General features: G+C 73.1%; 17 protein-coding genes and 1 pseudogene. 12 read left to right on the top strand and 6 right to left on the bottom strand.

From position 1 onward, the window contains the following. Window positions 1-69 precede the first annotated feature (69 nt). From ABZ880_RS36465 to ABZ880_RS36475, 3 genes are all read left to right on the top strand, one after another. Window positions 70-1,227: a histidine kinase gene (locus ABZ880_RS36465; protein WP_361272120.1), complete on the top strand. Its 1,158-nt coding sequence runs from the start codon at window positions 70-72 to the stop codon at window positions 1,225-1,227. A 14-nt stretch (window positions 1,228-1,241) separates the two neighbouring features. After that, entirely contained in the window at window positions 1,242-1,904 is a 663-nt protein-coding gene (locus tag ABZ880_RS36470) for a response regulator transcription factor (protein ID WP_361272124.1), read from the top strand. Window positions 1,905-1,991: 87 nt separating this feature from the next. Next, entirely contained in the window at window positions 1,992-3,149 is a 1,158-nt protein-coding gene (locus ABZ880_RS36475; RefSeq protein WP_361272127.1) for an ROK family protein, read from the top strand. Between the two features lie 100 nt (window positions 3,150-3,249). Here ABZ880_RS36475 and ABZ880_RS36480 read toward each other — a convergent pair whose 3' ends face one another. Beyond that, window positions 3,250-4,011: a GntR family transcriptional regulator gene (locus ABZ880_RS36480; RefSeq protein ID WP_361272129.1), complete on the bottom strand. Its 762-nt coding sequence runs from the start codon at window positions 4,009-4,011 to the stop codon at window positions 3,250-3,252. Window positions 4,012-4,166: 155 nt separating this feature from the next. Then, complete coding sequence (locus ABZ880_RS36485) at window positions 4,167-5,051, bottom strand: RNA polymerase sigma-70 factor (RefSeq protein ID WP_361272132.1); 885 nt, start codon at window positions 5,049-5,051, stop codon at window positions 4,167-4,169. A gap of 106 nt (window positions 5,052-5,157) precedes the next feature. Here ABZ880_RS36485 and ABZ880_RS36490 point away from each other — a divergent pair, with 106 nt between their 5' ends. Both ABZ880_RS36490 and ABZ880_RS36495 read left to right on the top strand, forming a co-directional pair. Continuing rightward, window positions 5,158-5,811, top strand: coding sequence for an NAD(P)-binding domain-containing protein (locus tag ABZ880_RS36490; RefSeq protein ID WP_361272135.1), 654 nt, complete (start codon window positions 5,158-5,160; stop codon window positions 5,809-5,811). 107 nt (window positions 5,812-5,918) lie between these two features. Continuing rightward, window positions 5,919-6,749 carry an alpha/beta fold hydrolase gene (locus tag ABZ880_RS36495; RefSeq protein WP_361272138.1) on the top strand — a complete coding sequence of 277 codons (831 nt, stop codon included), beginning with the start codon at window positions 5,919-5,921 and terminating at the stop codon, window positions 6,747-6,749. Window positions 6,750-6,794: 45 nt separating this feature from the next. Here ABZ880_RS36495 and ABZ880_RS36500 read toward each other — a convergent pair. Next, window positions 6,795-7,688: pseudogene (locus ABZ880_RS36500) on the bottom strand (EamA family transporter); the annotation flags it as partial. Here ABZ880_RS36500 and ABZ880_RS36505 point away from each other — a divergent pair. From ABZ880_RS36505 to ABZ880_RS36525, 5 genes are all read left to right on the top strand, one after another. Next, window positions 7,679-9,145: a PLP-dependent aminotransferase family protein gene (locus ABZ880_RS36505; protein WP_361272140.1), complete on the top strand. Its 1,467-nt coding sequence runs from the start codon at window positions 7,679-7,681 to the stop codon at window positions 9,143-9,145. The pseudogene ABZ880_RS36500 and the gene ABZ880_RS36505 sit on opposite strands and share 10 nt — an antisense overlap. Before the next feature lie 187 nt (window positions 9,146-9,332). Then, window positions 9,333-10,916 carry an alkaline phosphatase D family protein gene (locus ABZ880_RS36510; protein ID WP_361272143.1) on the top strand — a complete coding sequence of 528 codons (1,584 nt, stop codon included), beginning with the start codon at window positions 9,333-9,335 and terminating at the stop codon, window positions 10,914-10,916. Between the two features lie 141 nt (window positions 10,917-11,057). Continuing rightward, complete coding sequence (locus tag ABZ880_RS36515) at window positions 11,058-12,461, top strand: SWIM zinc finger family protein (RefSeq protein ID WP_361272146.1); 1,404 nt, start codon at window positions 11,058-11,060, stop codon at window positions 12,459-12,461. After that, window positions 12,458-15,109 (top strand): DUF6493 family protein, encoded by a 2,652-nt coding sequence (locus tag ABZ880_RS36520; protein WP_361272149.1) that lies wholly within the window; start codon window positions 12,458-12,460, stop codon window positions 15,107-15,109. Before ABZ880_RS36515 ends, ABZ880_RS36520 begins: the two co-directional genes overlap by 4 nt. Before the next feature lie 133 nt (window positions 15,110-15,242). Next, window positions 15,243-16,553 (top strand): GNAT family N-acetyltransferase, encoded by a 1,311-nt coding sequence (locus ABZ880_RS36525; RefSeq protein WP_361272152.1) that lies wholly within the window; start codon window positions 15,243-15,245, stop codon window positions 16,551-16,553. Here ABZ880_RS36525 and ABZ880_RS36530 read toward each other — a convergent pair. Further along, window positions 16,531-17,754, bottom strand: a complete 1,224-nt coding sequence (locus tag ABZ880_RS36530) for a PLP-dependent transferase (protein ID WP_361272155.1) — start codon at window positions 17,752-17,754, stop codon at window positions 16,531-16,533. The genes ABZ880_RS36525 and ABZ880_RS36530 overlap by 23 nt on opposite strands. Window positions 17,755-17,813: 59 nt before the next feature. Here ABZ880_RS36530 and ABZ880_RS36535 point away from each other — a divergent pair, with 59 nt between their 5' ends. Both ABZ880_RS36535 and ABZ880_RS36540 read left to right on the top strand, forming a co-directional pair. After that, entirely contained in the window at window positions 17,814-18,284 is a 471-nt protein-coding gene (locus ABZ880_RS36535; protein WP_361272158.1) for an Lrp/AsnC family transcriptional regulator, read from the top strand. A 91-nt stretch (window positions 18,285-18,375) separates the two neighbouring features. Continuing rightward, window positions 18,376-20,067 carry a DUF885 domain-containing protein gene (locus ABZ880_RS36540; protein ID WP_361272161.1) on the top strand — a complete coding sequence of 564 codons (1,692 nt, stop codon included), beginning with the start codon at window positions 18,376-18,378 and terminating at the stop codon, window positions 20,065-20,067. Window positions 20,068-20,076: 9 nt separating this feature from the next. On the opposite strand, the gene ABZ880_RS36545 is transcribed toward ABZ880_RS36540, so the two are convergent. Next, on the bottom strand, window positions 20,077-20,922 hold the full coding sequence (locus ABZ880_RS36545) for an SDR family oxidoreductase (protein ID WP_361272164.1): 846 nt from the start codon (window positions 20,920-20,922) through the stop codon (window positions 20,077-20,079). 90 nt (window positions 20,923-21,012) lie between these two features. After that, window positions 21,013-21,525, bottom strand: coding sequence for an immunity 21 family protein (locus ABZ880_RS36550; RefSeq protein ID WP_361272167.1), 513 nt, complete (start codon window positions 21,523-21,525; stop codon window positions 21,013-21,015). Window positions 21,526-21,546: the final 21 nt, after the last annotated feature.

A 21,546-nucleotide genomic window follows, 5' to 3' on the forward strand; every position in this document is an offset into this window, starting at 1 on the left:
CCGGCGGTGCGGATCGTCTCCCCCGCGCGGGGGAAGTCCGTTGTCAGTGGCGCCTGGCACGATGACGAAATGGCCCGCTTTCTGCGCCCGTTGCTCCGGGGGACGACGTACACGCGCTTGCTGCACCTGTGGGTGCCGATGCTCATCGTCAGCGTGTGGCTGTACATCGATATGTCGACTCCCTGGATTCCTGCGGCCGTTCTCGTCCCGGTGGGGCTCATCCCCGCGGTCCGGATGGGCGAGGGGGTGCAGGCGCGGCTGCTGCTGACGCCGGGTGAGCAGGACTCGGGGATCTCCGTGAGCCCGGCGACGGCCTGGCGGGACCGGCTGCGCACCATGCTGTGGCTGGAGACGCGCATGGTGTTGGGTGCGGTGGCGATGGCGAGCTGTGTGTGGCTTCCGGGCCTCGTCTACGAGCTGGCCCGCATCGCGCTCGGACACTCGCCGGACGACGCCGTCCCGCTGCTGCGCGAGGCCCAACCGCACTGGGTGTACTGGCTGTTGGTGCCGCTGCCGCTCATCGCGCTCTACGGGGTCGTCGTCGGCCTGGGTGCACTGATCACCGCGGTTGCGCGCCGTCTCCTGGGCCCGTCCGCGGCCGAGCGCCTGGAGGCGCTGGAGGAGCGCACGGATCAGCTCCTGGAGCGCAATCGCATCGCCCGTGAACTGCACGACTCCATCGGCCATGCCCTCACGGTGGCGGTCGTACAGGCGGGTGCGGCCCGCGCGGCGGGCGACCCCGAATTCACCGACCGGGCGCTGGCCGCCATCGAGGACACCGGCCGGGCCGCGCTGGAGGACCTGGAGCGGGTGCTGGGCGTACTGCGGGAGGCGGAGCGGCCGGTGAGCAGCCGTCCGACACTGGCGGAGGCGGACCGCCTGCTGGAGTCCGCGCGCGCGTCCGGCGCGAAGGTCGACTCGGAGGTCTCCGGTGCGCTGGAGTCCGTCCCGGGCCCGGTCTCCCGGGAGGGCTACCGCATCCTGCAGGAGGCCCTGACCAATGTGCTGCGGCACGCGGGCGCCGTGCCGACACGCGTGCGCGTGGACGTCACCGGCAACACCCTCACCCTCGAGGTCCGCAATCCGCTGACCGCCGAGATACCGGGGCCCGGGAGGGGCAGCGGTCTGCGCGGCATACGGGAGCGCGCGGCGCTGCTGGGCGGCCGCGCGCGCACCGGGCCGGACGAGGGCGACTGGCAGGTACATGTGGAGCTGCCGCTGAGTTGATCTAGGCTGGCCGGATGCCGGTGACCGTTCTCCTTGTCGACGACGAACCGCTCGTACGCGCCGGCCTGCGGGCCGTGCTGGAGGCGCAGCCCGACATCGAGGTCGTCGGGGAGGCGGCCGACGGGGCGGCGGTGATCCCGCTGGTGCGGCAACTGCGGCCGGACGTGGTCGCCATGGACGTACGGATGCCGCTGCTGGACGGCATCGAGGCCACGCGCGCGGTGCTGCGGACGGTGGACGATCCGCCCAAGATCCTTGTGGTGACGACGTTCGAGAACGACGAGTACGTGTACGAGGCGTTGCGGGCGGGAGCCGACGGGTTTCTGCTGAAGCGGGCGAGGCCGGCCGAGATCGTGCATGCGGTGCGGCTGGTCGCCGAGGGCGAGTCGCTGCTGTTCCCGGCCTCCGTGCGGCGGCTGGCCGCCGAGTACGGCGACGACGGCGGGAACCGGGCGGCCCGGGCCGCGATGGAGCGGGCCCGGCTGACCGAGCGGGAGGCCGAGGTGTTGCGGCTGATGGCCCGTGGCCTGTCGAACGCGGAGATCGCCGCCCGGCTGGTCGTCGGCACGGAGACGGTGAAGTCGCACGTCAGCGCCGTACTGGCGAAGTTGGGGGCGCGGGACCGGACGCAGGCCGTGATCGCCGCGTACGAGTCGGGGTTCGTGGCGCCGGGCTGATTTGCCTGAGGAGCCCCTGGCACTCGCCGGGGTCCGCCGCGCCGAGTACGATCCGGCCAACACGCGCACGAGCTGGGAGGACGGACGTTGGGGCGGCTGACCGGCGGGGATCCCTCGCTGCTGCGAAGGATCAACTCCGCGGTGGTGCTGCACGCGCTGCGCGCCACGGACTCCGCGACGCTGACGGAGATCACCCGGGTGACCGGGCTGTCCCGGCCCACCGTCGAGGGCGTTGTCGAGGGGCTCATCGAGGCGGGCTACGTCGTCGAGAAGGCGGCCGACGAGAGTGTCGTACGGCGGCAGGGGCGGCCCGCACGGAGGTTCCGGTTCCGGGCCGAGGCGGGGCATCTGCTGGGCCTGGAGATCGGGCCGCACCGGGTCGCCGCTCTCCTGGCCGACCTGGACGGCCGGGTGCTGGGCGCGCAGGCCAAGGAGGTCGACGAGACGGCTGCGGCGGACGAGCGGCTGGAACGGCTGCGCACCGCCGTGGCCGAGCTGCTGCGCCGGGCGGGCGTGCCGCGCGACTCCCTGCGGGCCGTGGGGGTCGCCACGCCGGGGATCGTCGAGGCGGACGGGACCGTACGGCTGGGCACGGCGCTGCCCGAATGGACGGGACTGAATCTCGGCGAGCGGCTGGGCCGCTCCTTCAAGTGCCCGGTGCTGGTCGAGAACGACGCCAATGCCGCCGCGGTCGCCGAGCACTGGAAGGGCGCGGCGATCGAGTCCGACGACATGGTGTTCGTGCTGGCCGGCCTCAGCCCGGGCGCCGGTTCGCTGATCGGCGGGCAGCTGCACCGCGGCTACGGGGGCGCGGCCGGTGAGATCGGCGCGCTGCACCTGCTGGGCCGTGAGGTGACCCCGGAGACCCTGCTGTCCACCACCGACGAGCCGCTGCACCCTCTCGACGAGCAGGCCGTCGCCGCGGTCTTCGCGCAGGCCCGCGAGGGCGACCAGCGGGCGCGTGCGGCCGTCGACCGGTTCATCCAGCGGCTCGTCCACGACGTGGCCGCACTGGTCCTGGCGCTCGACCCGGAACTGGTCGTCGTCGGCGGCTGGGCGGCCGGCCTCGACGGCGTGCTGGAGCCCCTGCGCAGCGAACTGGCCCGGTACTGCCTGCGTCCCCCGAAGGTGACGCTGTCCCTGCTGGGCGAGGCCGCCGTCGCGACGGGAGCGCTCCGGCTCGCCCTCGATCACGTGGAGGAACAGCTGTTCGCGGTCGAGGGCACGGTGACGGCGCGACGCTGACGGGCGGCTTCACCCCCGCGCCGACGACGCAACCCTGCGGGTGAAACGGCTCGCGCCCCGGAGGAGTTCCGGGGCGCGGTCGCTGGGGCGGCAGGGCGGCTCAGGAGGCCCGGCGCTCGGGGTTCGGGTGGATCTCCACGCTGCCCGAATCGCCGAAGGTCAGGCGGCAGGTGTCCGCGCGGTACGTGGCGACGGAGAGGGCCGCGGTGCGGCCGTCGGCGAGGAAGCGGGTGGTGACGACGAGGACGGGCGCCCCGGGCAGCCGGTCCAGTTCCTTGGCGTCGTCCGCGCGGGCCGAGCCGAGCTCCACCGAACTGTCCCGGCCCTCCAGCTCCAGCCGCTGCAGCTCGCGCAGCACGGCACGCGCGCGTGCCGGTCCGGAGGGTGCGTCTATGGCGGAGAGGTCGGGCACCGAGGACGCCGGGATGTAGAGCAGCTCGGCGGCGACGGGCTGGCCGTGCGTCATGCGCGAGCGGCGCACCGTGTGCACGGGCTCGTCCGGGTCGATCTCCAGCGCGGCGGCGACCGCGGCGGGCGGCGCCGTCACCGTGCAGTCGACGGCCTGCCACACGTCACCGGCGGCCCCGGGCCAGGCGTGCTGCTCGGTGCCGACGGCCACGCCCACGCGCGGCGGGGCGACGGTCGTACCGACACCGCGGCGGCGCTGCAGCCTGCCTTCGAGTTCGAGCTGTTCCAGGGCCTGGCGGAGCGTGGCGCGGGCGACGCCGAAGCGGGCGGCGAGGTCGCGCTCGTTGGGCAGGATCTCGCCCACGGAGAACTCGGAGTCCAATGCCTCACTGAGCACGGTCTTGAGGTGCCAGTACTTCGGTTCCGGCACCGATTCCAGCTGCGTGGTCCCCACCCTGTCCTCCGCAATCGCCGTGGTCCGGCGGCGTTTTAGCGCCCTTGTTTATTAAAGGTTGTTGCACTTATCTGCGACCATAGGGCGGCCCAAACCCTTGGTCAAGACCAATCCTCGATCCCACAGGCAAGACAGAGAGCGGTTGCTGCGGCCGGTCAGGTCACGGTCAGTGACAGCAGCTTGTCAGGGTTGCGGATGATGTAGACCGCCTGGATTCGGCCCTGGAAGACGTCCAGCTGGAAGACGCTGTCGGGCCGGCCGGCGGACAGTGCCACGAGGGCGGGGCCGCCGTTGAGCTCCATGAAGCGAAAGGACGGGTCCGGTACGCCCTTCTGGGCGGCCCCGATCAGGAAGCGGCCCACCTTGTCGGCGCTCTCCAGGACCCGCAGCGGCGCCCGCGACTTTCCGCCGCTGTCCCCGACGAGCCGCACGTCGGGCGCCAGCAGCGCCATGAGCCCGTCCAGGTCGCCCCCTCCCGCGGCGGCGAGGAACCGCTCGGTGAGCTCACGGCGCCGGGCGGGATCGACCTCGTAGCGCGGCCGTCGCTCCTCGACGTGCTTGCGGGCCCTCCCGGCGAGCTGGCGCACGGCCGGCTCGCCCCGCTCGAGCATGACGGCGATGTCCGCGTACGGGTAGCCGAAGGCCTCCCTGAGCACGAACACGGCCCGCTCCAGCGGCGACAGCGACTCCAGGACGACGAGGACGGCCAGCGAGACGGAGTCGGCGAGCACCGCTCGTTCGGCGGTGTCCGGGACGGTGTCCCCGAAGTCGGTCACGTACGGCTCGGGCAGCCACGGTCCGACGTACGCCTCGTTGCGGGCCTTGACCTGGCGCAGCCGGTCGATGGCGAGGCGGGTGGTGATGCGCACCAGGTAGCCGCGCGGCTCGCGCACCTCGCTGCGGTCGGCGCCGGACCAGCGCAGCCAGGCCTCCTGGACCACGTCCTCGGCGTCGGCCACCCGGCCGAGCATGCGGTAGGCGACCCCCAGCAGGACGGGGCGGTGCTCTTCGAAGACGTCGGTCCCGGTGTCCGTGGTCACCGCCCCATCCCATGCGACGCCTGCGGTCATGTCTAGGAAAAAACCGCGTGTCCCGGAGCAGAATGACCCAGAGCCGCCCAGGGCGGGCGGCCTTGCGGAGGTGGCCATGCGGTACGCGGTACTGGGCACGGGCGATGTGGGCCGTACGCTCGCCGGCAAGCTGGCGGAGCTCGGCCACGAGGTGGCCCTGGGCTCGCGCACCAAGGACAACCCGACCGCCCTGGAGTGGGCGCGGAGCACGGGCGCGGGCGCACGGGCCGGCACGTTCGCGGAGGCGGCCTCCTCCGCCGAGGTGGTCGTGGTCGCCGTCGGCGGGCGGGTGGCCCTGGCCGCGCTCGAGGCGGCCGGGGCGGCGAACCTCGACGGGAAGGTCGTCGTCGACGTCTCCAACCCCCTGGCCTTCGAGGAGGGGGAGCTGCGGCTGTCCCCCGTCGAGTCGGACAGCGTGGGCGAGCAGATCCAGCGGACGTTCCCGCACGCGCGCGTGGTGAAGGCGCTCAACACCGTCAACTGCACGGTGATGGTGGACCCGTCGCTGGTGCCGGGCGAGCACCAGCTCTTCGTCTGCGGCGAGGACGCCGCCGCCAAGGAGCAGGTCACCGCGCTGCTCGGGGAGTTCGGATGGCCGCCGCACCGGGTGCTGGACCTGGGCGGTATCCGCTCGGCCCGCAGTGTGGAGATGATGCTCCCTCTATGGCTCGACCTTTTCCGGCATTTCGGGCACGCGGAGTTCAACCTGGAGGTGCGCAGGGCGCGTTGAGGTGGCACGACTGAGAGGTCGACCCGATCAGGGGCTACCCGTCGGTAGCAATTGCTGACAAGCTGTCTACACGGCGTCCGTCAGCGAGCCCCAGACGAGGAGCACCCATGTCCGCCACCGTCTCCTTCAAGGTCCCCTCTGCGGGTGGCCCGCAGCCCGTGACCGTCTCCTACGCGCGCGTGGGCAGCGGCGAGCCGCTGCTCCTGCTGCACGGCATCGGTCACCACCGGCAGGCCTGGGACCCGGTGGTGGACATCCTCGCGACCGAGCGCGATGTGATCGCCGTGGATCTGCCGGGGTTCGGCGCGTCTCCGGGGCTGCCCGACGGACTCGCGTACGACCTGCCCACGACGACCGCCGTGTTCGGCGCGTTCTGCGAGGCGCTGGAGCTCGAACGTCCGCATGTGGCGGGCAACTCGCTCGGCGGGCTGCTCGCCCTGGAACTGGGCCGCGAGAAGCTCGTGCGCTCGGTGACCGCGCTGTCCCCGGCCGGGTTCTGGTCGGAGGCCGAGCGGCGCTACGCCTTCGGCATCCTGCTCACGATGCGGCACATCTCCCGGCGGCTGCCGCTGCCCCTGGTCGAGCAGCTGTCCCGCTCGGCGGCCGGCCGCACGATGCTGACGAGCACGATCTACGCCCGCCCCGGCCGCCGTTCACCCGAGGCCGTGGTCGCCGAGACGCTGGCGCTTGCGCAGGCCACCGGGTTCGACGACACCCTCCGGGCCGGCAGCGCCATCCACTTCACCGACGACATCCCCGGGCTTCCCGTCACCGTGGCCTGGGGCACCCGTGACATGCTGCTGGTACGCCGTCAGGGGGTGCGCGCCAAGCAGATCATCCCCCGCGCCCGCCTGGTGCGACTGCCCGGCTGCGGGCACTGCCCGATGAACGACGACCCGGCGCTGGTCGCCCGCGTCATCCTCGACGGCAGCCGCTGACCTGCCCGGCCGCCTGCTCAACGCGCCGGATCCGAGGGCGACTCCGGCGCCGACCAGGGCGCTTCCCACGGCCTGTGCGGCCCCGTAGGAGCCCGTTCCGACGAGCGGGGCCGTGCCGGCCGCGGCGACCGGGATGAGGCCGGAGAACAGCGTGGCCCGCTCGGCGCCGATCCGCTGCATGCCCATGTACCAGCACACGAATCCGACGACGGTGACGACCGCCGCCTGCCACAACAGCGCGGCGGCCTCGGTGCCGTCGGGCCGCCGCAGCCAGGCCGTGCCGTCCGCGAGCAGACCGGCCGCGGCGGACTCGACCGCGGCGATGCCGCACACCGTGGCGGACAGCAGCCGCGGCCCCAGCGGCCGCAGCACGGGCACCGCGAGCACGGCGAAACCGACCTCGCCGGCCAGCGCGCACGCCGAGAAGGCGATGCCCACGCCGTCCGTACGCCCCCAGCCCTGCACCGCGAAGGCACCGACGGCCACCAGCAACGCCCCGTACAAAACCAGGCGTTGGGGCCGGCGCCCCTCCAGGAGCGGGACGACGACGGCCACGACCACCGGCGCGCAGCCCACGAAGACGCCCGGCACCGCCGGTTCCGCTGTGCGCTCGGCGGCGATCACGGCCAGGTTGAAGCCGACCATGCCGACGGCGGCGAGCAGCGCCAGGCGGGCCCACTGACGGGGCGTGAGCGCCCGCAGCCGCGCCGTCGAGCCCGTGCCGGCCAGCGGGGCGAGCAGCAGACACGCCAGGCCGTAGCGCAGGAACTGGCCGCCCGCGTACGGGTAGTGGCCCAGGACGCTGTTGGCGGTGAAGGACCCTCCGACGAGGACACAGGCGAGCGCGGCGAGCAGGGCTCCGCGCATGGTGGTGGCGTTCATGGCAGCGACGCTAGGCAGGATGGCGGTCCGGTTTAAGGTCCATTTCCATGACGTCATCGGAGACCAATCGGGACGGAACTCCACCTCCCGGCCCGGAGCGGTCGCATGCCGCCTCGCCCGCCTGGGAGCTGCTGCTGCCGGCCGCCTCCGCTCCGGCACGCACGCGTGGCCGCTCGTTGCAGGCGGCGCTGCGGGAGGCGGTGCGCTCGGGGAGGCTGGCGCCGGGCACGCGGCTGCCGTCGAGCCGGGATCTCGCCGCCGACCTCGGGGTGTCGCGGGGGCTGATCACCGAGGCGTACGAGCAGCTGACGGCGGAGGGCTATCTGCGCAGCGGCCGGGGCGCGGGCACGTGGGTCGGCGGTGCCGTGCGGGCCGCGCCCGCACGCGCGCGTGACCTCGCCCCGCACTCCCCCGGCACACAGGCCGACTTCGTGCCCGGCACACCGGACCTGTCGCTGTTCCCGCGCACGGCCTGGGCCGCGGCGCACCGCGCGGTGCTGGCCGATCTGCCCCACCGCGACCTCGGCTATCCCGACCCGCGCGGGCTGCCGCAGCTGCGTACGGCGCTGGCGGAGCTGCTGGCGCGGCGCCGGGGCGTGGTCGCGGACCCGGAGCGGATCGTGGTCGTCTCCGGCGTGGCCCAGGCGACGACGCTGCTCGGATTCGCGCTCCACGCGCGCGGGTTGCGCACCGTCGGCGTCGAGGATCCCGGGAGCCCACAGCACAACGCTCTGTACGCCTCGGCCGGTGTCACCACCGTGCCGCTGCCCCTGGACGAGGACGGACTCGTCGTCGGGCCGTTGCGGGAGTCGGGCGTGCGGGCCGTCGTGACGACGCCCTCCCACCAGTTCCCCACCGGGATCGCGTACTCCGCGGGCCGCCGCACCGAACTGCTCGACTGGGCGCGGTCGGTGGACGGATTCGTCCTGGAGGACGACTACGACGGCGACTTTCGCTACGACCGCGCCCCGGTGGGCGCGCTCCAGGGGCTCGACCCGGAACACGTGGCCTACACGGGCTCGGTCAGCAAGTCCCTCGCACCGGGCCTCAGGCTCGGCTGGCTGCTCGTACCGGAGTCGTTGGCCGGCGAGGTCGTCGAGCGCAAGCGGACCATGGATCTCGGCCATCCCACCCTGGACCAGGCGCTGTTCGCCCGCTTCGTGGAGCGCGGCGACTACGACCGCCAGCTGCGCCGCTGCCAGCGCGCCTACCGCGAGCGGCGCGACACACTCGTGGCCGCCCTGGGGGAACACTTCCCGGGCTCGCAGGTGGCGGGAATCGCCGCGGGACTGCACGTCATCGCCGCGCTGCCGGCACGGTACGGGCCCCAGGAGCGCTTCCTCGCGCGCGTGGCCGCGGCCGGTGTGGCGGTACGCCCGCTGACGGACTACACGCACGCGCGTGGCGAGCGCGAACGGGACGAGGGGGTACGGCTGGTCCTGGGATACGCGCATCAGTCGCCGGCGCGGATCCGGGCGGGTGTACGGCTGATGGCCCAGGCGACCGCCGTATGACCACGGGGTGACCGGCGCGGAAAACGGGCGGGGGGCTCATCCCTTTCGCCACCGGGATCCCCCTTGTCGCGTGCCGGTTCCCTTGTCCCTGCGGTCAGTTGTTCACTTGTGGTTTCCGTGTGCGCTGCGGCGCACCAGTAGTTGTGGCATCGCACACTGGCCGGATCCCGTCCCTGGAGGCGCATCCATGTCACACCGTCCGTTCCCCGGCCGCCGCAGCGTGCTGCGCGGCTCGCTCGCCGCGTCGGCGGCCCTGACCCTGCCCACCGCCCTCGGCGCGGCACCGGCGTTCGCCCTGTCCGGGCGTCCCAAGGCGGGTTGGGGCGTGCAGGCCGGAGACGTGACCACCGACTCCGGGCTGGTGTGGGTGCGTTCCGACCGGCCGGCCCGGATGATCGTCGAGACGTCCGCGACCGAGTCGTTCCGCAACCCGCACAGATGGCACGGTCCGCTGCTCGGCGCGGACTCGGACTTCACCGGCACGACCCGGCTGCGCGGGCTGCCGTCGGGCGAGCAGATCCACTACCGGGTGCTGCTGGCCGACCCGGACGACCCGCGCCGCACCGGCGAGCCGGTCACCGGCACCTTCCGCACGGCGCCCGTCAAGCGGCGCAAGGGCGTCAAGTTCGTGTGGTCCGGCGACCTGGCGGGGCAGGGCTGGGGCATCAACGAGTCGATCGGCGGCTACCGCATCTTCGACGCCATGGCGAAGGTCGACCCGGACTTCTTCCTGTGCAGCGGCGACAACATCTACGCCGACGGCGTGATCTCGGCGACCCAGGCGCTCCCCGACGGCAGCCTCTACCGCAACGTCACCACCGAGGAGAAGTCGCACGTCGCCGTCTCCCTGGCCGACTTCCGCGGCAACTTCCGCTACAACCTGCTGGACGAGGCGCTGCGCCGGTTCAACGCCCAGGTGCCGAACGTCATCCAGTGGGACGACCACGAGGTGCGCAACAACTGGTACCCGGGCGAGGTCATCGGCACCGGCACCCCCTACCCGGCCGGCACGAAGCTGGACGACCTGGCCCTGCGCTCGCGGCAGGCGTTCTCCGAGTACTTCCCGATCTCCACCATCAGCGGGCACCCGGACGGCCGGATCTACCGCGTCGTCAACCACGGCCCGCTGCTGGACGTGTTCGTGCTCGACATGCGGACGTACCGCAACGCCAACTCGCCCGACAGCCAGACCACCGACCCGCAGGGCATCCTCGGCGCCGAGCAGCTGGAGTGGCTCAAGCGCGAGCTGTCCCGGTCGCGTGCCGTGTGGAAGGTCATCGCCGCGGACATGCCGCTCGGCCTGGTCGTGCCCGACGGAGTCGAGGGCAAGGCGAACTTCGAGGCCGTCGCACAGGGCGACCCGGGCGCGCCGCTGGGCCGCGAGCTGCAGATCGCGGAGCTGCTGCGGTTCATCAAGCACCGCAGGATCACCGGCACGGTGTGGCTGACGGCCGACGTGCACCACACCTCGGCGCAGCACTACGACCCGTCGCGGGCCGCGTTCAAGGACTTCGAGCCGTTCTGGGAGTTCGTCTCCGGCCCGCTCAACGCGGGCGCCTTCGCGGCCAACGCGCTGGACGGCACGTTCGGCCCGGACCGGGTCTTCGTCAAGGCACCGACCGTCGCGAACGTCTCCCCGGCCGAGGGCTACCAGTTCTTCGGCGAGGTCGACATCGACGGCGACAGCGGCGAGCTGACGGTCCGTCTGCGCGAGTACGACGGCACCGTGCTGTTCACGCAGACGCTGCAGCCGGGCCGGGTCGGCCAGTAACTCCCGTTACCCTCTCATCAGGGCCGCGCACCGGCGTCATCCCCCGGTGCGCGGCGCCGTTCCGGCCCCCGAACTCCCCCGTCGGCAGGGCGTTTTCGCAGGTCAGGGCCGATTGTCAGTGGTCGCCTCTACGGTTTTTCCATGACGCGATCTTTGCAGGCCGTGGCCTATCGCCGACCCTCCGTGCTGGAGTCCTCGGCGGGTGAGCGACGCCTGGGACTCGAGACCTCCCGGGGTGCGACGCCGTCCGGTGCCGAGGACCATCCCCGGTTCTTCGCCGGGTTCCTGACGAGTCCTCAGGTGGCCTCCGCGGGGCTGCTGGCGGTGGCGGACGTGGCCGCCGCGCGCTACTACCAGCGGCAGCTGCGCGCCTCGCTCGACCCGGTGGTGACGGGCAACGGCGACCGGCTGCGCTTCGAGTCCTTCTCGGGCTGCGGCGGCGTGTACGCCCGCCTGGACGTGCTGGAGGAGGGCCTCGACGGCGGCGAGGTGGGGCACGGCACGACGAACGTCGACGTCAACAACCCGCTGCGCGAGGCCCTCTCCCGCATCGGCTCGGACGACCCGCTCCATCTGCGCGTGGGCCCCGAGGAGTTGGCGGTCACCACGCTGGACGGCCCGGTCGTGGAGAAGAAGGTGCCGCTGCCCGACCGCTGGCTGCGCGGATTCGCCGAGGCCCAGGTCATCGCGGCCGGCTTCGACCTGCGCGCCGAGCTGCCCGCCGCCGAGGCCGTCCGGTTCCTGCGCGCCCTGCCCCGCGGGGGTGGGCGGGGCGCCTCGGCCGGTGCGCGCTGGGTGGTGCCCGCGGGCCGCACGCTGCGGCCGACGACGCGGGCGGTGCCGGGCGCGGTGTGCCTGCCGGGCCCGGAGCGGCTGATCGCACTCCAGCGGGTGCTGCGGCACGCGACGGCTCTGCGGGTGTACGGCCCCGCGGCCACCGGCAGCGCCTCCACGGCGAGCGCCTGGGAGGCCGTGCTGCCCGGCATGCGGCTGACGCTGACCCTATCGCCGGACGCCGCGCGCGGCTTCTCCGGCGAGGGCGGGGTCCTCGACGCGCTGGCCACCGACGAGGCCGCCGAGGACGCGGAGTTCGTCTCGGTGCTCCTGGCGTGGGAGCCCCGCATCGACGTCGCCGACCTCGCCGCCGCCTCGGGGCTCACGGCCGAGCGGGTGCGCGCGGCCCTGGTCCGGCTCGGCACCTCGGGGCGCGTCGGCTACGACACGGCGGAGGCGGCCTACTTCCACCGCGAGCTGCCCTACGACGCCGAGCGGGTGGAGCGCCACAACCCCAGGCTGCGTTCGGCCCGGGCGCTGGTGGCCGCCGGCGCGGTCGCCCTGGACGGCGCCCTCGGGACGGTGACCGCGGAGGACGGGCATGTGCACCGGGTGCGGGACGAGGCGGGGGTGCTCACCTGCAGTTGCCTGTGGTGGGCGAGGTACCGGGGTGGGCGCGGGCCGTGCAAGCACGCGCTGGCGGTGCGGATGGTGCGGCGGGGCGCCGCGGTGGAGCAGGACAGGACGCGGGTCGACGGGGGTGTGCGATGAGTTCGCTGATGGAGGCGGTACGGGCGGGGCATACGGCCACGGTGGTCGACCTGCTCGACGAGATGACGGATGCCGAACGGCGGTCTGTCGTCCCCGAGTTGAAGGCGCTCCGCAAGGAGCTGAGGGCGGCGCCCTGGGAGGCGGATGCCCGCCGCGCGTACTCGCCGCTGTTCGTGGCCGGGGTGGCCTGCCAGACCGGTGCGGCGGCCGTCGCGGCCTGGATCGCCGCGGCCGACATGCGCTGGTCGCAGACCTCGCCGACCCTGCTGCTGCGCCTCCTCGGCGACCGCTCCCAGGAGTGGCTCGCCGACCTGACGCACCGGCTGGCACAGCGGCCGGCCACGTCCGGGGTGCCGTACGAGCTGATGGCGGGTCTGGTGTGGCTGTCGGGCTGCCCGGTGCCGGTCACCGACGCCTATGTGCGGGGCTGGATCAGCCACCTGAGCTGGGCCATGCAGCGCAAGGGCACGCTGCTCGACCGCCTGCGGCCGGATCCGTATCTGCCTCAGCTCGTGGCCGCGCTCTTCGAGACGAACGACGTCGGCGGTCTGCTCGAGTGGCCGCGCGGGGAGGGGCCGGACAGCTGGACCGGGGCGCTCGTCCGTCTCACGGCCGAGGGGGTTCTCGACCGCAAGGTGATGGTCGACGCCTGTGTGGCCCGTCTGCTGCGGGGTGGCACGACCACCGAACACCGGGTGTTCCTGCGCCTGTTGAAGCTGCTCGAGCTCACTCGGGGCGAGGAGCGGGAGCGGACCGCCGACTGGCTGGCCCTGGCCTCCGACGCGGTCTCTCCGGTGGCCTCGTACGCCCAGTCGCTGCTGGCCGCGCCGGCCCTCGACGGCGAACTGGCGCCGCGTCAGCTGGCGGAGATGTCGGCGGCGGTGCTGTTCCGCACCGAGAAGAAGCTGGTGCGCGCCCAGTTGGTGCTGCTCGGCAAGGTACTCACCCGGGACGCGGGCACGGCCGAGGAGCTGCTGCCCGCGGTCGCGCAGGCCTTCGGGCACGAGGACTCGGACGTCCAGGAGCGGGCGCTGAAGCTGGTGGAGCGGCACCTCAAGAAGGTCGAGAACACTGACGTGCTCGCCCAACTGGCGGCGGAGTCCGAGCAGTTGATCCCTGGGCTGCGGGGCCGGGCGGCTCAGCTTCTGGGCACCGTGCCCGAGCAGGCGCCCGCGGTGGCGTACGAGGAGGTGCTCCCGCCCGTCCCTGTGCCCACACGCCTCGCCCCCGCTCCGGTCTCCGCGGCCGAGGTGGCCGAAGAGGTGGGGGCGGCCATGGCGTCCGAGTCCGGCGTGGCCGAGTTCGAGCGGGCGCTGGACGGTCTGGTGCGCCATGCGTACCGCGACCGGGAAGCCCTGCTGGAGGCGCTTCGGCCGGTGCTCGCGCGCCGCTGGTGGAACAGCGCGGACTACGACTCCGAATCCCGCTTCGACGGGGCCGACTTCGCCGTGTCGGATGCGCAGGACGGCCTGGACCTCCTCCTCGCCACCCTGCGCGGCAGGGTCCGCCTCAAGACACTGCACGCGTTCGTCCAGCACGGGTCCACGGCCCGCGAGTGCGGGCACAGCGGGCTTGCCCGGGCCTTCGCGGCGCGCCTGTGGGAGGTGGCGTACCGGCTGCAGACCGACCCGCTGCCGTTCCTGCTGTCGGCCCCGACGTGGAGCACGGGCCTCCTGGAGCCGGACGAGCTGGTGGACCGCCTCGACGAGTACCGGCGCCTGGGCGTGCGGGTGTCACCGGCGGACTTCGCGCAGGCGTTGCTGCGGGTGCGGCGCGCGGACCGGACGGCGGCCGCGCGGGCCGCGAAGCGCGCGGCCACGCTCGGCACGGCGGAGGGCACGCGGCTCGCCCACTGGCTGAGCGCAGCGGGCCCCGGGATGCCGACCGTCCGACGGCGGATCTTCGGCAGTCGCATCCTGCTCGAGTGCGGTGAACTCCTGGAACTGCAGCAGGACTTCCCGGCGGAGTACCGGCCCCTGGGCCGTCCCGTCAGCGTGTACGGGGACCGCTGGTACTGCTACCACTGGAGCGACGCCGTACGGCAGCACTGGCTGGCCCTGCTCCCCGAGCGGCGCGAGCTCGTGGCCGCGCGAATACTGCGGGACCTGTCCGCCGTGGCCGTCGACGACTCCCGGGGTGCCGCCGCCGTCCTGCCCCAACTCGCCGAGTCCGGGGGCGAGGCGGGCGAGGCCGTGCATCTGTGCCTGGCGTACGGGCTCGGCGCACGGCACCCGGAGGACCGGCTCGCCGCCGTGGACGCGCTGCTGACGCTGGCGGCCCGCGGGCAGCTCGACACGGCGCGGCTGGGCGCGGATCTCGGGCAGCTGGTGCGGCGCGGGGCCGTGAAGCCGCTGCGGCTCGCGGAGTCGGCGAAGGCCGCGGCGGCCACCGGGGCCAACGCCACCATCTGGGAGATGCTGCGGCACACCCTGCCCGCCCTGCTCGCCGAGCTCGCCATCAACGGCACGGCGGCGTCGGCCCGCGGGCTCGGGGAACTGCTGGCCGTGGCCGCGGAGTGCGCCGAGCGGTCCGGGGCGCGGGGTGAGATACCGCACCTGGCGCAGACGGCGGACCGGCGCGGTTCCTCACGGGTGGTGACGCAGGCCCGTCGGCTGCGCAGCGCGCTGTCGCCGGAGGCGGCCGCCTGATGTGAGGGGGACGCCGCGCAGGACAACCGTAGAAAAATCAACAAAAGGAGCATAACCACGCTTTACCGATCAGTCACAAAGCGTTCGTGATCACGCAACACCCTTCCTTCACAGTGGCTGCATGACTCGAGAAATGTCTGAAGTGACGCCTGCGAAGCACAGCCGTCCCGCACACCACTGGCAAAGGAGCGTCGGCGAACTCGCCGCCCTGGTCCACACATGGTGGTCACGCCGCCACGGTCATGCGCCGCCGGCGGACCATACCGGTGCCCGGCCGCTGTCGCAGGACCAGCAGGCCGGGCCGCCCGAGACGTCGGTGCAGGCGCCGGGGAGCGTGCCCGGGGAGAGCGCGCTGTGGCGGATGCGGACGACGGTGAAGGACGAACCGGGGTCGCTGGCCGCGCTGTGCACGGCGCTCGCCGGGCAGCGGGTCGACATCCTCAGCCTGCAGACGCATCCCCTGGCCGAGGGCACGGTGGACGAGTTCCTGCTGCGGGCTCCCGGTGGGCTCATGGCGTCCGAGCTCACCCAGGTGGTCTCGGGGGCCGGCGGCGTGGACACCTGGATCGAGCGGGCCGACGCCCACGACCTGGTGGACGCTCCGACCCGGGTGCTGGGCCTGGCCGCCCGTACCGCCCTGGACGCGGCCGAACTGCCGCTGGCGCTTCGGCAGTTGCTGGGCCGGTACACCATCCGTCAGCTGCCCGGCGCGCCGGTCGGCGGGGGGCGCGGGCCGGACGGTGTGCCGGTGGAGGGAGTTCTCGAGGACACCGTGATGCGGCTGCGGGCGCCGGAAGGTGGAGTGATCACCGTGGAGCGGCCGTATCTGCCGTTCACGCCGACCGAGTTCGCCCGGGCGCGGGCTCTGGTGGAGCTGGACGCCCGGCTCGGGCCGCGGGTGCCGCACAGCCAGGACGTGCTGACGCTGCCCGAGGGCAACGAGATCACCGTGCGGCGGGCCGACCCGCGTGATGTGGAGGCCGCGAAGGAGATGCACGAGCGGTGCTCCGCGCGGACGCTCGGGATGCGGTACCACGGGCCGGTCGGTGACGCCGACCGCTATCTGAACCATCTGCTCAGTCCGCGGTTCGGCCGCACGCTGGCGGTGCAGACCGCGTCGGGGCGGCTCGTCGGTCTCGGCCATCTGCTGTGGGACGGGGACGAGACGGAGGTGGCGCTGCTGATCGAGGACAAGTGGCAGCGGCGCGGTGTCGGTGGGGAGCTGCTGGAGCGGTTGGTGGCGATGGCGGTCGAGGCGGGGTGCGAGAGTGTGTATGCCGTGACGCAGGCGTCCAACACGGGCATGGTCGCGGCGATGCGGGGGTTGGGCCTCCCCCTCGACTATCAGATCGAGGAGGGGACCCTGGTCATCACTGCCCGGCTGGACGGGGACGCCCCGCTGGGCGAAGGTGCGGTGCGGGTCACCAACGCCGAAGCGCCATAGGGGTTGGGTGGTCGTCGGCGGCTGCGGGTGCGTTGTGGCTGCTCGCGCAGTTCCCCGCGCCCCCGGCGGGGCGCGGCCCCGTCCCCAGTGCCCTGTCCAGGTCCGCCCATAGGTCCTCGACGTCCTCCAAGCCCACCGACAGCCGGAGCAACCTGTCGCTCACCCCGGATCCTCGCCGGTCCTCCGCGTCCACGATGCGGTGGCTGATGGATGCCGGGTGCTGGATGAGGGTGTCGACGCTGCCGAGGCTGACCGCCGGGGTGATCAGGTTGACGTCGGCGATGACCTCGTGCGGGTCGCCCGCGACCTCGAAGGCGATCATCGCGCCGCCGATGCGCGGGTAGTGGACGCGGGTCACGCGCCGGTCGGCGGTGAGGCGGCGGGCGAGTTCGGCGGCGTTCGCGGAGGCCGCCTGCACGCGCACCGGCAGGGTCGCCAGGCCGCGCAGCAGCAGGTAGCCGGCGAGCGGGTGCAGGATGCCGCCCGTGGCGAAGCGGACCTGCCGCAACCGCCCGGCGAACTCCTCGTCGCAGCCCACCACGCCCGCCATCACGTCGCCGTGTCCGCCCAGGTACTTGGTGGCGCTGTGCAGCACCAGCCGGGCGCCGAGCGAGGCGGGGCGCTGGAGCACCGGCGTGGCGAAGGTGTTGTCCGCGAGCAGCGGGACCGAGCCGCAGGCGTGGGCGACGGCCCGCAGGTCGACTTCGGCGAGCGTCGGATTGGCCGGGGACTCGACCATCACCAGACCGGTGTCCGGGCGCAGCGCGTCCGCGATGCCGGCCGGGTCGGTCCAGGTGACCTCGGAGCCGAGCAGTCCGGCGGTCAGCAGATGGTCGCTGCAGCCGTACAGCGGGCGTACGGCCACGACGTGGCGCAGGCCCATCGACGCCCGTACGAGAAGGACGGCGCTCAGGGCGGCCATTCCGCTGGCGAAGGCGACCGCGGACTCGGTGCCCTCGAGGCGGGCCAGCGCGGTCTCGAAGCGGGCGACGGTCGGGTTGCCGAGGCGGCCGTAGACGGGCGGGCCCTCCGGCTCGGCACCGGTCGTGGCGAAGGCGTCGATGCGGGCGGCCTCACCACGGCTGTCGTACGAGGGATAGGTGGTCGACAGGTCGATCGGCGGCGCGTGCAGTCCCTGTCGGGCGAGGTCGTCGCGTCCCGCGTGCACGGCTTCCGTGGCCAGAGCTCTCGTAGAGTCCATGCCGGAAGAGTGAACAACGACCGGGTCACAGGAATCGAATACCGTGCTACGTTCGGCCGATGGCCGAATCTGTCGTACTGGATCCGGTGGATCTTCATCTGCTGCGGCTGCTGCAGAACGACGCCCGGACCACCTACCGAGACCTCGCCGCGCAGGTCGGGGTCGCGCCGTCGACGTGCCTGGACCGGGTGACCCGGCTGCGCCGTTCCGGTGTGATCCTCGGGCATCAGCTGCGGCTCGATCCGGCCAAGCTCGGGCGAGGGCTGGAAGCCTTGTTGTCCGTGCAGGTCAGACCGCATCGGCGGGAGTTGGTGGGGCCGTTCGTGGAGCGGATCCGGGCGCTGCCGGAGTCGCGGACCGTCTTCCATCTCACGGGCCCGGACGACTATCTGGTCCATGTCGCGGTCGCGGACATGGCGGATCTGCAGCGGCTGGTCCTGGACGAGTTCACGTCGCGGCGCGAAGTGGCCCGGGTGGAAACGCGGTTGATATTCCAGCAGTGGGACTGCGGGCCGCTGCTCCCGCCGTAGGGCCTCAGGTCGGCGGATTCCGGCGGACGCGCCCTACGCCCTCGGCTCAATCCGGGTGACGTGCGGCGGGCCGTCGTACGAGGATGGCCGCATGTCTGAGATCAAGAGCCCGCTGCCCCGCGAAGTCGCCGACGCGTACGTCGACGAGCTCGTCGCCCTCGATCCGATCACCGGCACCTTCCTCGGCGTGAAGGAGAGTTCCAGCAGGTTGCCCGACCTCTCGCCCGCGGGCGAGGAAGCGCAGGCGGAGCTGTCGCGCCGGACGCTGGCCCGGCTGGCGGAGGCGGAGCGGCAGCCCGGCGCGGACAGTGATGTCGAGCGCCGGTGCGCGCGCCTGTTGCGCGAGCGGCTGCTCGCCGGGCTCGCCGTGCACGAGGCCGAGGAGGGTCTGCGTGCCGTCAGCAATCTGAGCTCACCCGCCCATGCGGTGCGTCAGGTGTTCACCGTGACGCCGGCGCAGTCCGAGGAGGACTGGACGGCGATCGCCGAGCGGCTGCGCGCGGTCCCGGCCGCGCTGGAGGGCTACCGGGAGTCCCTCGCCCGCGGCCTGGAGCAGAAGCTGTACGGCGGGCCGCGCGCCACCGCCACCTTCGTCGAGCAGCTCGGCCAGTGGGCCGACGCGGACGGCGAGGGCCACGGCTGGTTCGAGCAGTACGCGGCCGCCGGGCCCGAGGCGCTCAGGTCCGAGCTGGACGCGGCGGCCCGCTCGGCCACCGAGGCCGTCGTGGCGCTGCGCGACTGGGTGCGGGACGTGTACGCGCCGGCGGTCGAGGGCGCGCCCGACGTGGTGGGCCGCGAGCGGTACGCCCGCTGGGTGCGCTACTTCAACGGCACGGACCTCGACCTGGACGAGGCGTACGCGTACGGCTGGTCCGAGTACCACCGGCTGCTGGGCGAGATGAAGGCCGAGGCCGAGAAGATCCTGCCCGGTGCGGCCACGCCATGGGTGGCGCTGGCGCACCTGGACGAGCAGGGCACGCACATCGAGGGCGTCGACGAGGTGCAGCGCTGGCTGCAGTCCCTGATGGACGAGGCGATCGACAAGCTCGACGGCACCCACTTCGACCTGGCCGAGCGGGTGCGCCGGGTCGAGTCCCGGATCGCGCCTCCCGGCAGCGCGGCGGCGCCGTACTACACGCCCCCGTCGGACGACTTCTCCCGCCCGGGCTGCACCTGGCTGCCGACCATGGGCCAGACCCGCTTCCCGATCTACGACCTGGTGTCCACCTGGTACCACGAGGGTGTACCCGGCCACCATCTCCAGCTGGCGCAGTGGAAGCACGTCGCCGAGAACCTCTCCCGCTACCAGGCCAGTGTCGGCATGGTCAGCGCCAACGCCGAGGGCTGGGCGCTGTACGCGGAGCGGCTCATGGACGAACTGGGCTTCCTCACCGACCCGGAGCGCCGGCTGGGCTACCTGGACGCCCAGATGATGCGCGCAGCGCGAGTGATCATCGACATCGGTATGCACCTGGAGCTGACGATCCCGGACGACTCGCCCTTCCACCCCGGGGAGCGCTGGACGCCCGCGCTGGCGCAGGAGTTCTTCGCCTCGCACAGCAGCCGTCCCGCGGACTTCGTGGAGAGCGAGCTGACCCGCTATCTGTCGATGCCGGGCCAGGCCATCGGCTACAAGCTGGGCGAGCGGGCCTGGCTGCTGGGCCGCGAGAAGGCGCGCGAGCGGCAGGGCGACGGCTTCGACCTCAAGACCTGGCACATGGCCGCCCTCTCCCAGGGCTCGCTGGGCCTGGACGATCTGGTGGACGAGCTGTCCGAGCTGTGACGCACGAGGTCAACGCCGAAAACCTCCTTCGGAGTTGATGACCTCACCGGTGATCCAACCCGCTTCGTCCGTGGCGAGCCATGCGATGAGGCGGGCCGGATCGTCCGGCATGCCCCAGCGGCCGGAGGGGAAGCGCGCGGCGACCGCCTCGTACGTCGCCCCGGTCGCGTAATCCGTGTCCACGGGACCGGGGTTGACGGTGTTCACCGTGATCGCCTGCTCGGCGAGCCTGGTCGACAGGGAGCGCGTGATCGAGGCGAGGGCGCCCTTCTGCAGGGCGTAGGCGATCTCACCGGGCATGCCGTCCGCGATGTCCTGGCCGGAGGTCATCATCACGACGCGTCCGCCAGGGGTGCGGGGCGACAGTTCGGCGCGCAGTCGGGCGTACGCCTGGACGAGCAGCAGCACCGAGCGCGTGTCGACCGCCCAGTGCGCGTCGAGCATCGCGGCGTCGATCGTGTCGAGGGTGCCGTCGCTGCCGCTGAGGGCGTGGTTGGCGACGAGGATGTCGAGCCGGCCGCCGAGCGCGGAGGCGGCCGTGGCGATCAGCTGGGCGGGCACGGCCGGGTCGGCGAGGTCGCCGGGGCCCGCGACGACCTGCGCCGCGGGGTCGCCCTGTGCCGCGCGCACGGAGGCGATCACGTCCTCGGGCCGGTCGGCTCCCCAGGGCATGGCGGTGTCGTGCGGCACGTGGTGGTGCAGATAGACACTCGCCCCGTACGCGGCCAGCCGCCGGGCCACGGCATGTCCGATACCGGCGCGTCTGCTGGCCCCGGTGACCAGGGCGGTACGGCCGCGCAGCGGCAGGGGGTCGCGGCGCAGGTCTTCGGGGGCGGGGTGCGGGAGTCGGGGCATGGACGACCATGATGGGGATACCGCCGACTCGGCGCACGCGATTATCCGCGCGGGAGCGCCGAGTTGCTGCTGCATCAGCTGCCACAGGTGCTACGGAAGCCGCCGCAGTTGTACGAGGCCCACCCAGGTCTCCGGTCCCGGCTGGACGTTGGCCGCGCGCACCGCGTACCGCCCCGGTTCGAGTACGACCCTCAGGCGGTCCGTCCGCTCGGTCTCGCCGCCGGGCCAGGCGGAGTCGAACAGCACGACGGCGCCCGGTACTTCCCAGCGGACCTCGTCCTCCCAGTCCGCCGTGGCGAGGGCGGCCGGGACGCCGGCCAGGAGTTCGTCCTCGGAGTTCGCGGCGCACCACCGTACGAAGGTGCCGTGTTCCGGCAGGTAGGTGGTCGAGGCGGGTTCGTCGCCGAGGACCAGGGCGGCCGAGTCGCCGACCGGGAGCAGGCCGACGACGCCGTCGACCTCGCAGGCCCGGTCGTAGTCGGAGGCGGTCTCCTCGCCGTCGGCCCCGGCCCAGAACGGCAGCACCGTCTCCGGCACCGCTATGAGCGGCCCGCCGCCCGACTCGACCCACTCCAGCGCTCCGGGTTCCGCGTATCGCACCATGGCGCAGAACCGTACACGCAC

The organism is Streptomyces sp. NPDC047043, from assembly GCF_040644055.1.
GTDB lineage: Bacteria > Actinomycetota > Actinomycetes > Streptomycetales > Streptomycetaceae > Streptomyces.

What these genes read in the sequence shown, in the direction of transcription:
- ABZ880_RS36465 (WP_361272120.1), top strand. Translation starts at nt 70, where the DNA reads ATGGCCCGCTTTCTGCGCCCGTTGCTCCGGGGGACGACGTACACGCGC.
- ABZ880_RS36470 (WP_361272124.1), top strand. Translation starts at nt 1,242, where the DNA reads ATGCCGGTGACCGTTCTCCTTGTCGACGACGAACCGCTCGTACGCGCC.
- ABZ880_RS36535 (WP_361272158.1), top strand. Translation starts at nt 17,814, where the DNA reads ATGGCCGAATCTGTCGTACTGGATCCGGTGGATCTTCATCTGCTGCGG.
- ABZ880_RS36495 (WP_361272138.1), top strand. Translation starts at nt 5,919, where the DNA reads ATGTCCGCCACCGTCTCCTTCAAGGTCCCCTCTGCGGGTGGCCCGCAG.
- ABZ880_RS36510 (WP_361272143.1), top strand. Translation starts at nt 9,333, where the DNA reads ATGTCACACCGTCCGTTCCCCGGCCGCCGCAGCGTGCTGCGCGGCTCG.
- ABZ880_RS36505 (WP_361272140.1), top strand. Translation starts at nt 7,679, where the DNA reads ATGACGTCATCGGAGACCAATCGGGACGGAACTCCACCTCCCGGCCCG.
- ABZ880_RS36530 (WP_361272155.1), bottom strand. Translation starts at nt 17,754, where the DNA reads ATGGACTCTACGAGAGCTCTGGCCACGGAAGCCGTGCACGCGGGACGC.
- ABZ880_RS36540 (WP_361272161.1), top strand. Translation starts at nt 18,376, where the DNA reads ATGTCTGAGATCAAGAGCCCGCTGCCCCGCGAAGTCGCCGACGCGTAC.
- ABZ880_RS36545 (WP_361272164.1), bottom strand. Translation starts at nt 20,922, where the DNA reads ATGCCCCGACTCCCGCACCCCGCCCCCGAAGACCTGCGCCGCGACCCC.
- ABZ880_RS36550 (WP_361272167.1), bottom strand. Translation starts at nt 21,525, where the DNA reads ATGGTGCGATACGCGGAACCCGGAGCGCTGGAGTGGGTCGAGTCGGGC.
- ABZ880_RS36515 (WP_361272146.1), top strand. Translation starts at nt 11,058, where the DNA reads ATGACGCGATCTTTGCAGGCCGTGGCCTATCGCCGACCCTCCGTGCTG.
- ABZ880_RS36525 (WP_361272152.1), top strand. Translation starts at nt 15,243, where the DNA reads ATGTCTGAAGTGACGCCTGCGAAGCACAGCCGTCCCGCACACCACTGG.
- ABZ880_RS36520 (WP_361272149.1), top strand. Translation starts at nt 12,458, where the DNA reads ATGAGTTCGCTGATGGAGGCGGTACGGGCGGGGCATACGGCCACGGTG.
- ABZ880_RS36490 (WP_361272135.1), top strand. Translation starts at nt 5,158, where the DNA reads ATGCGGTACGCGGTACTGGGCACGGGCGATGTGGGCCGTACGCTCGCC.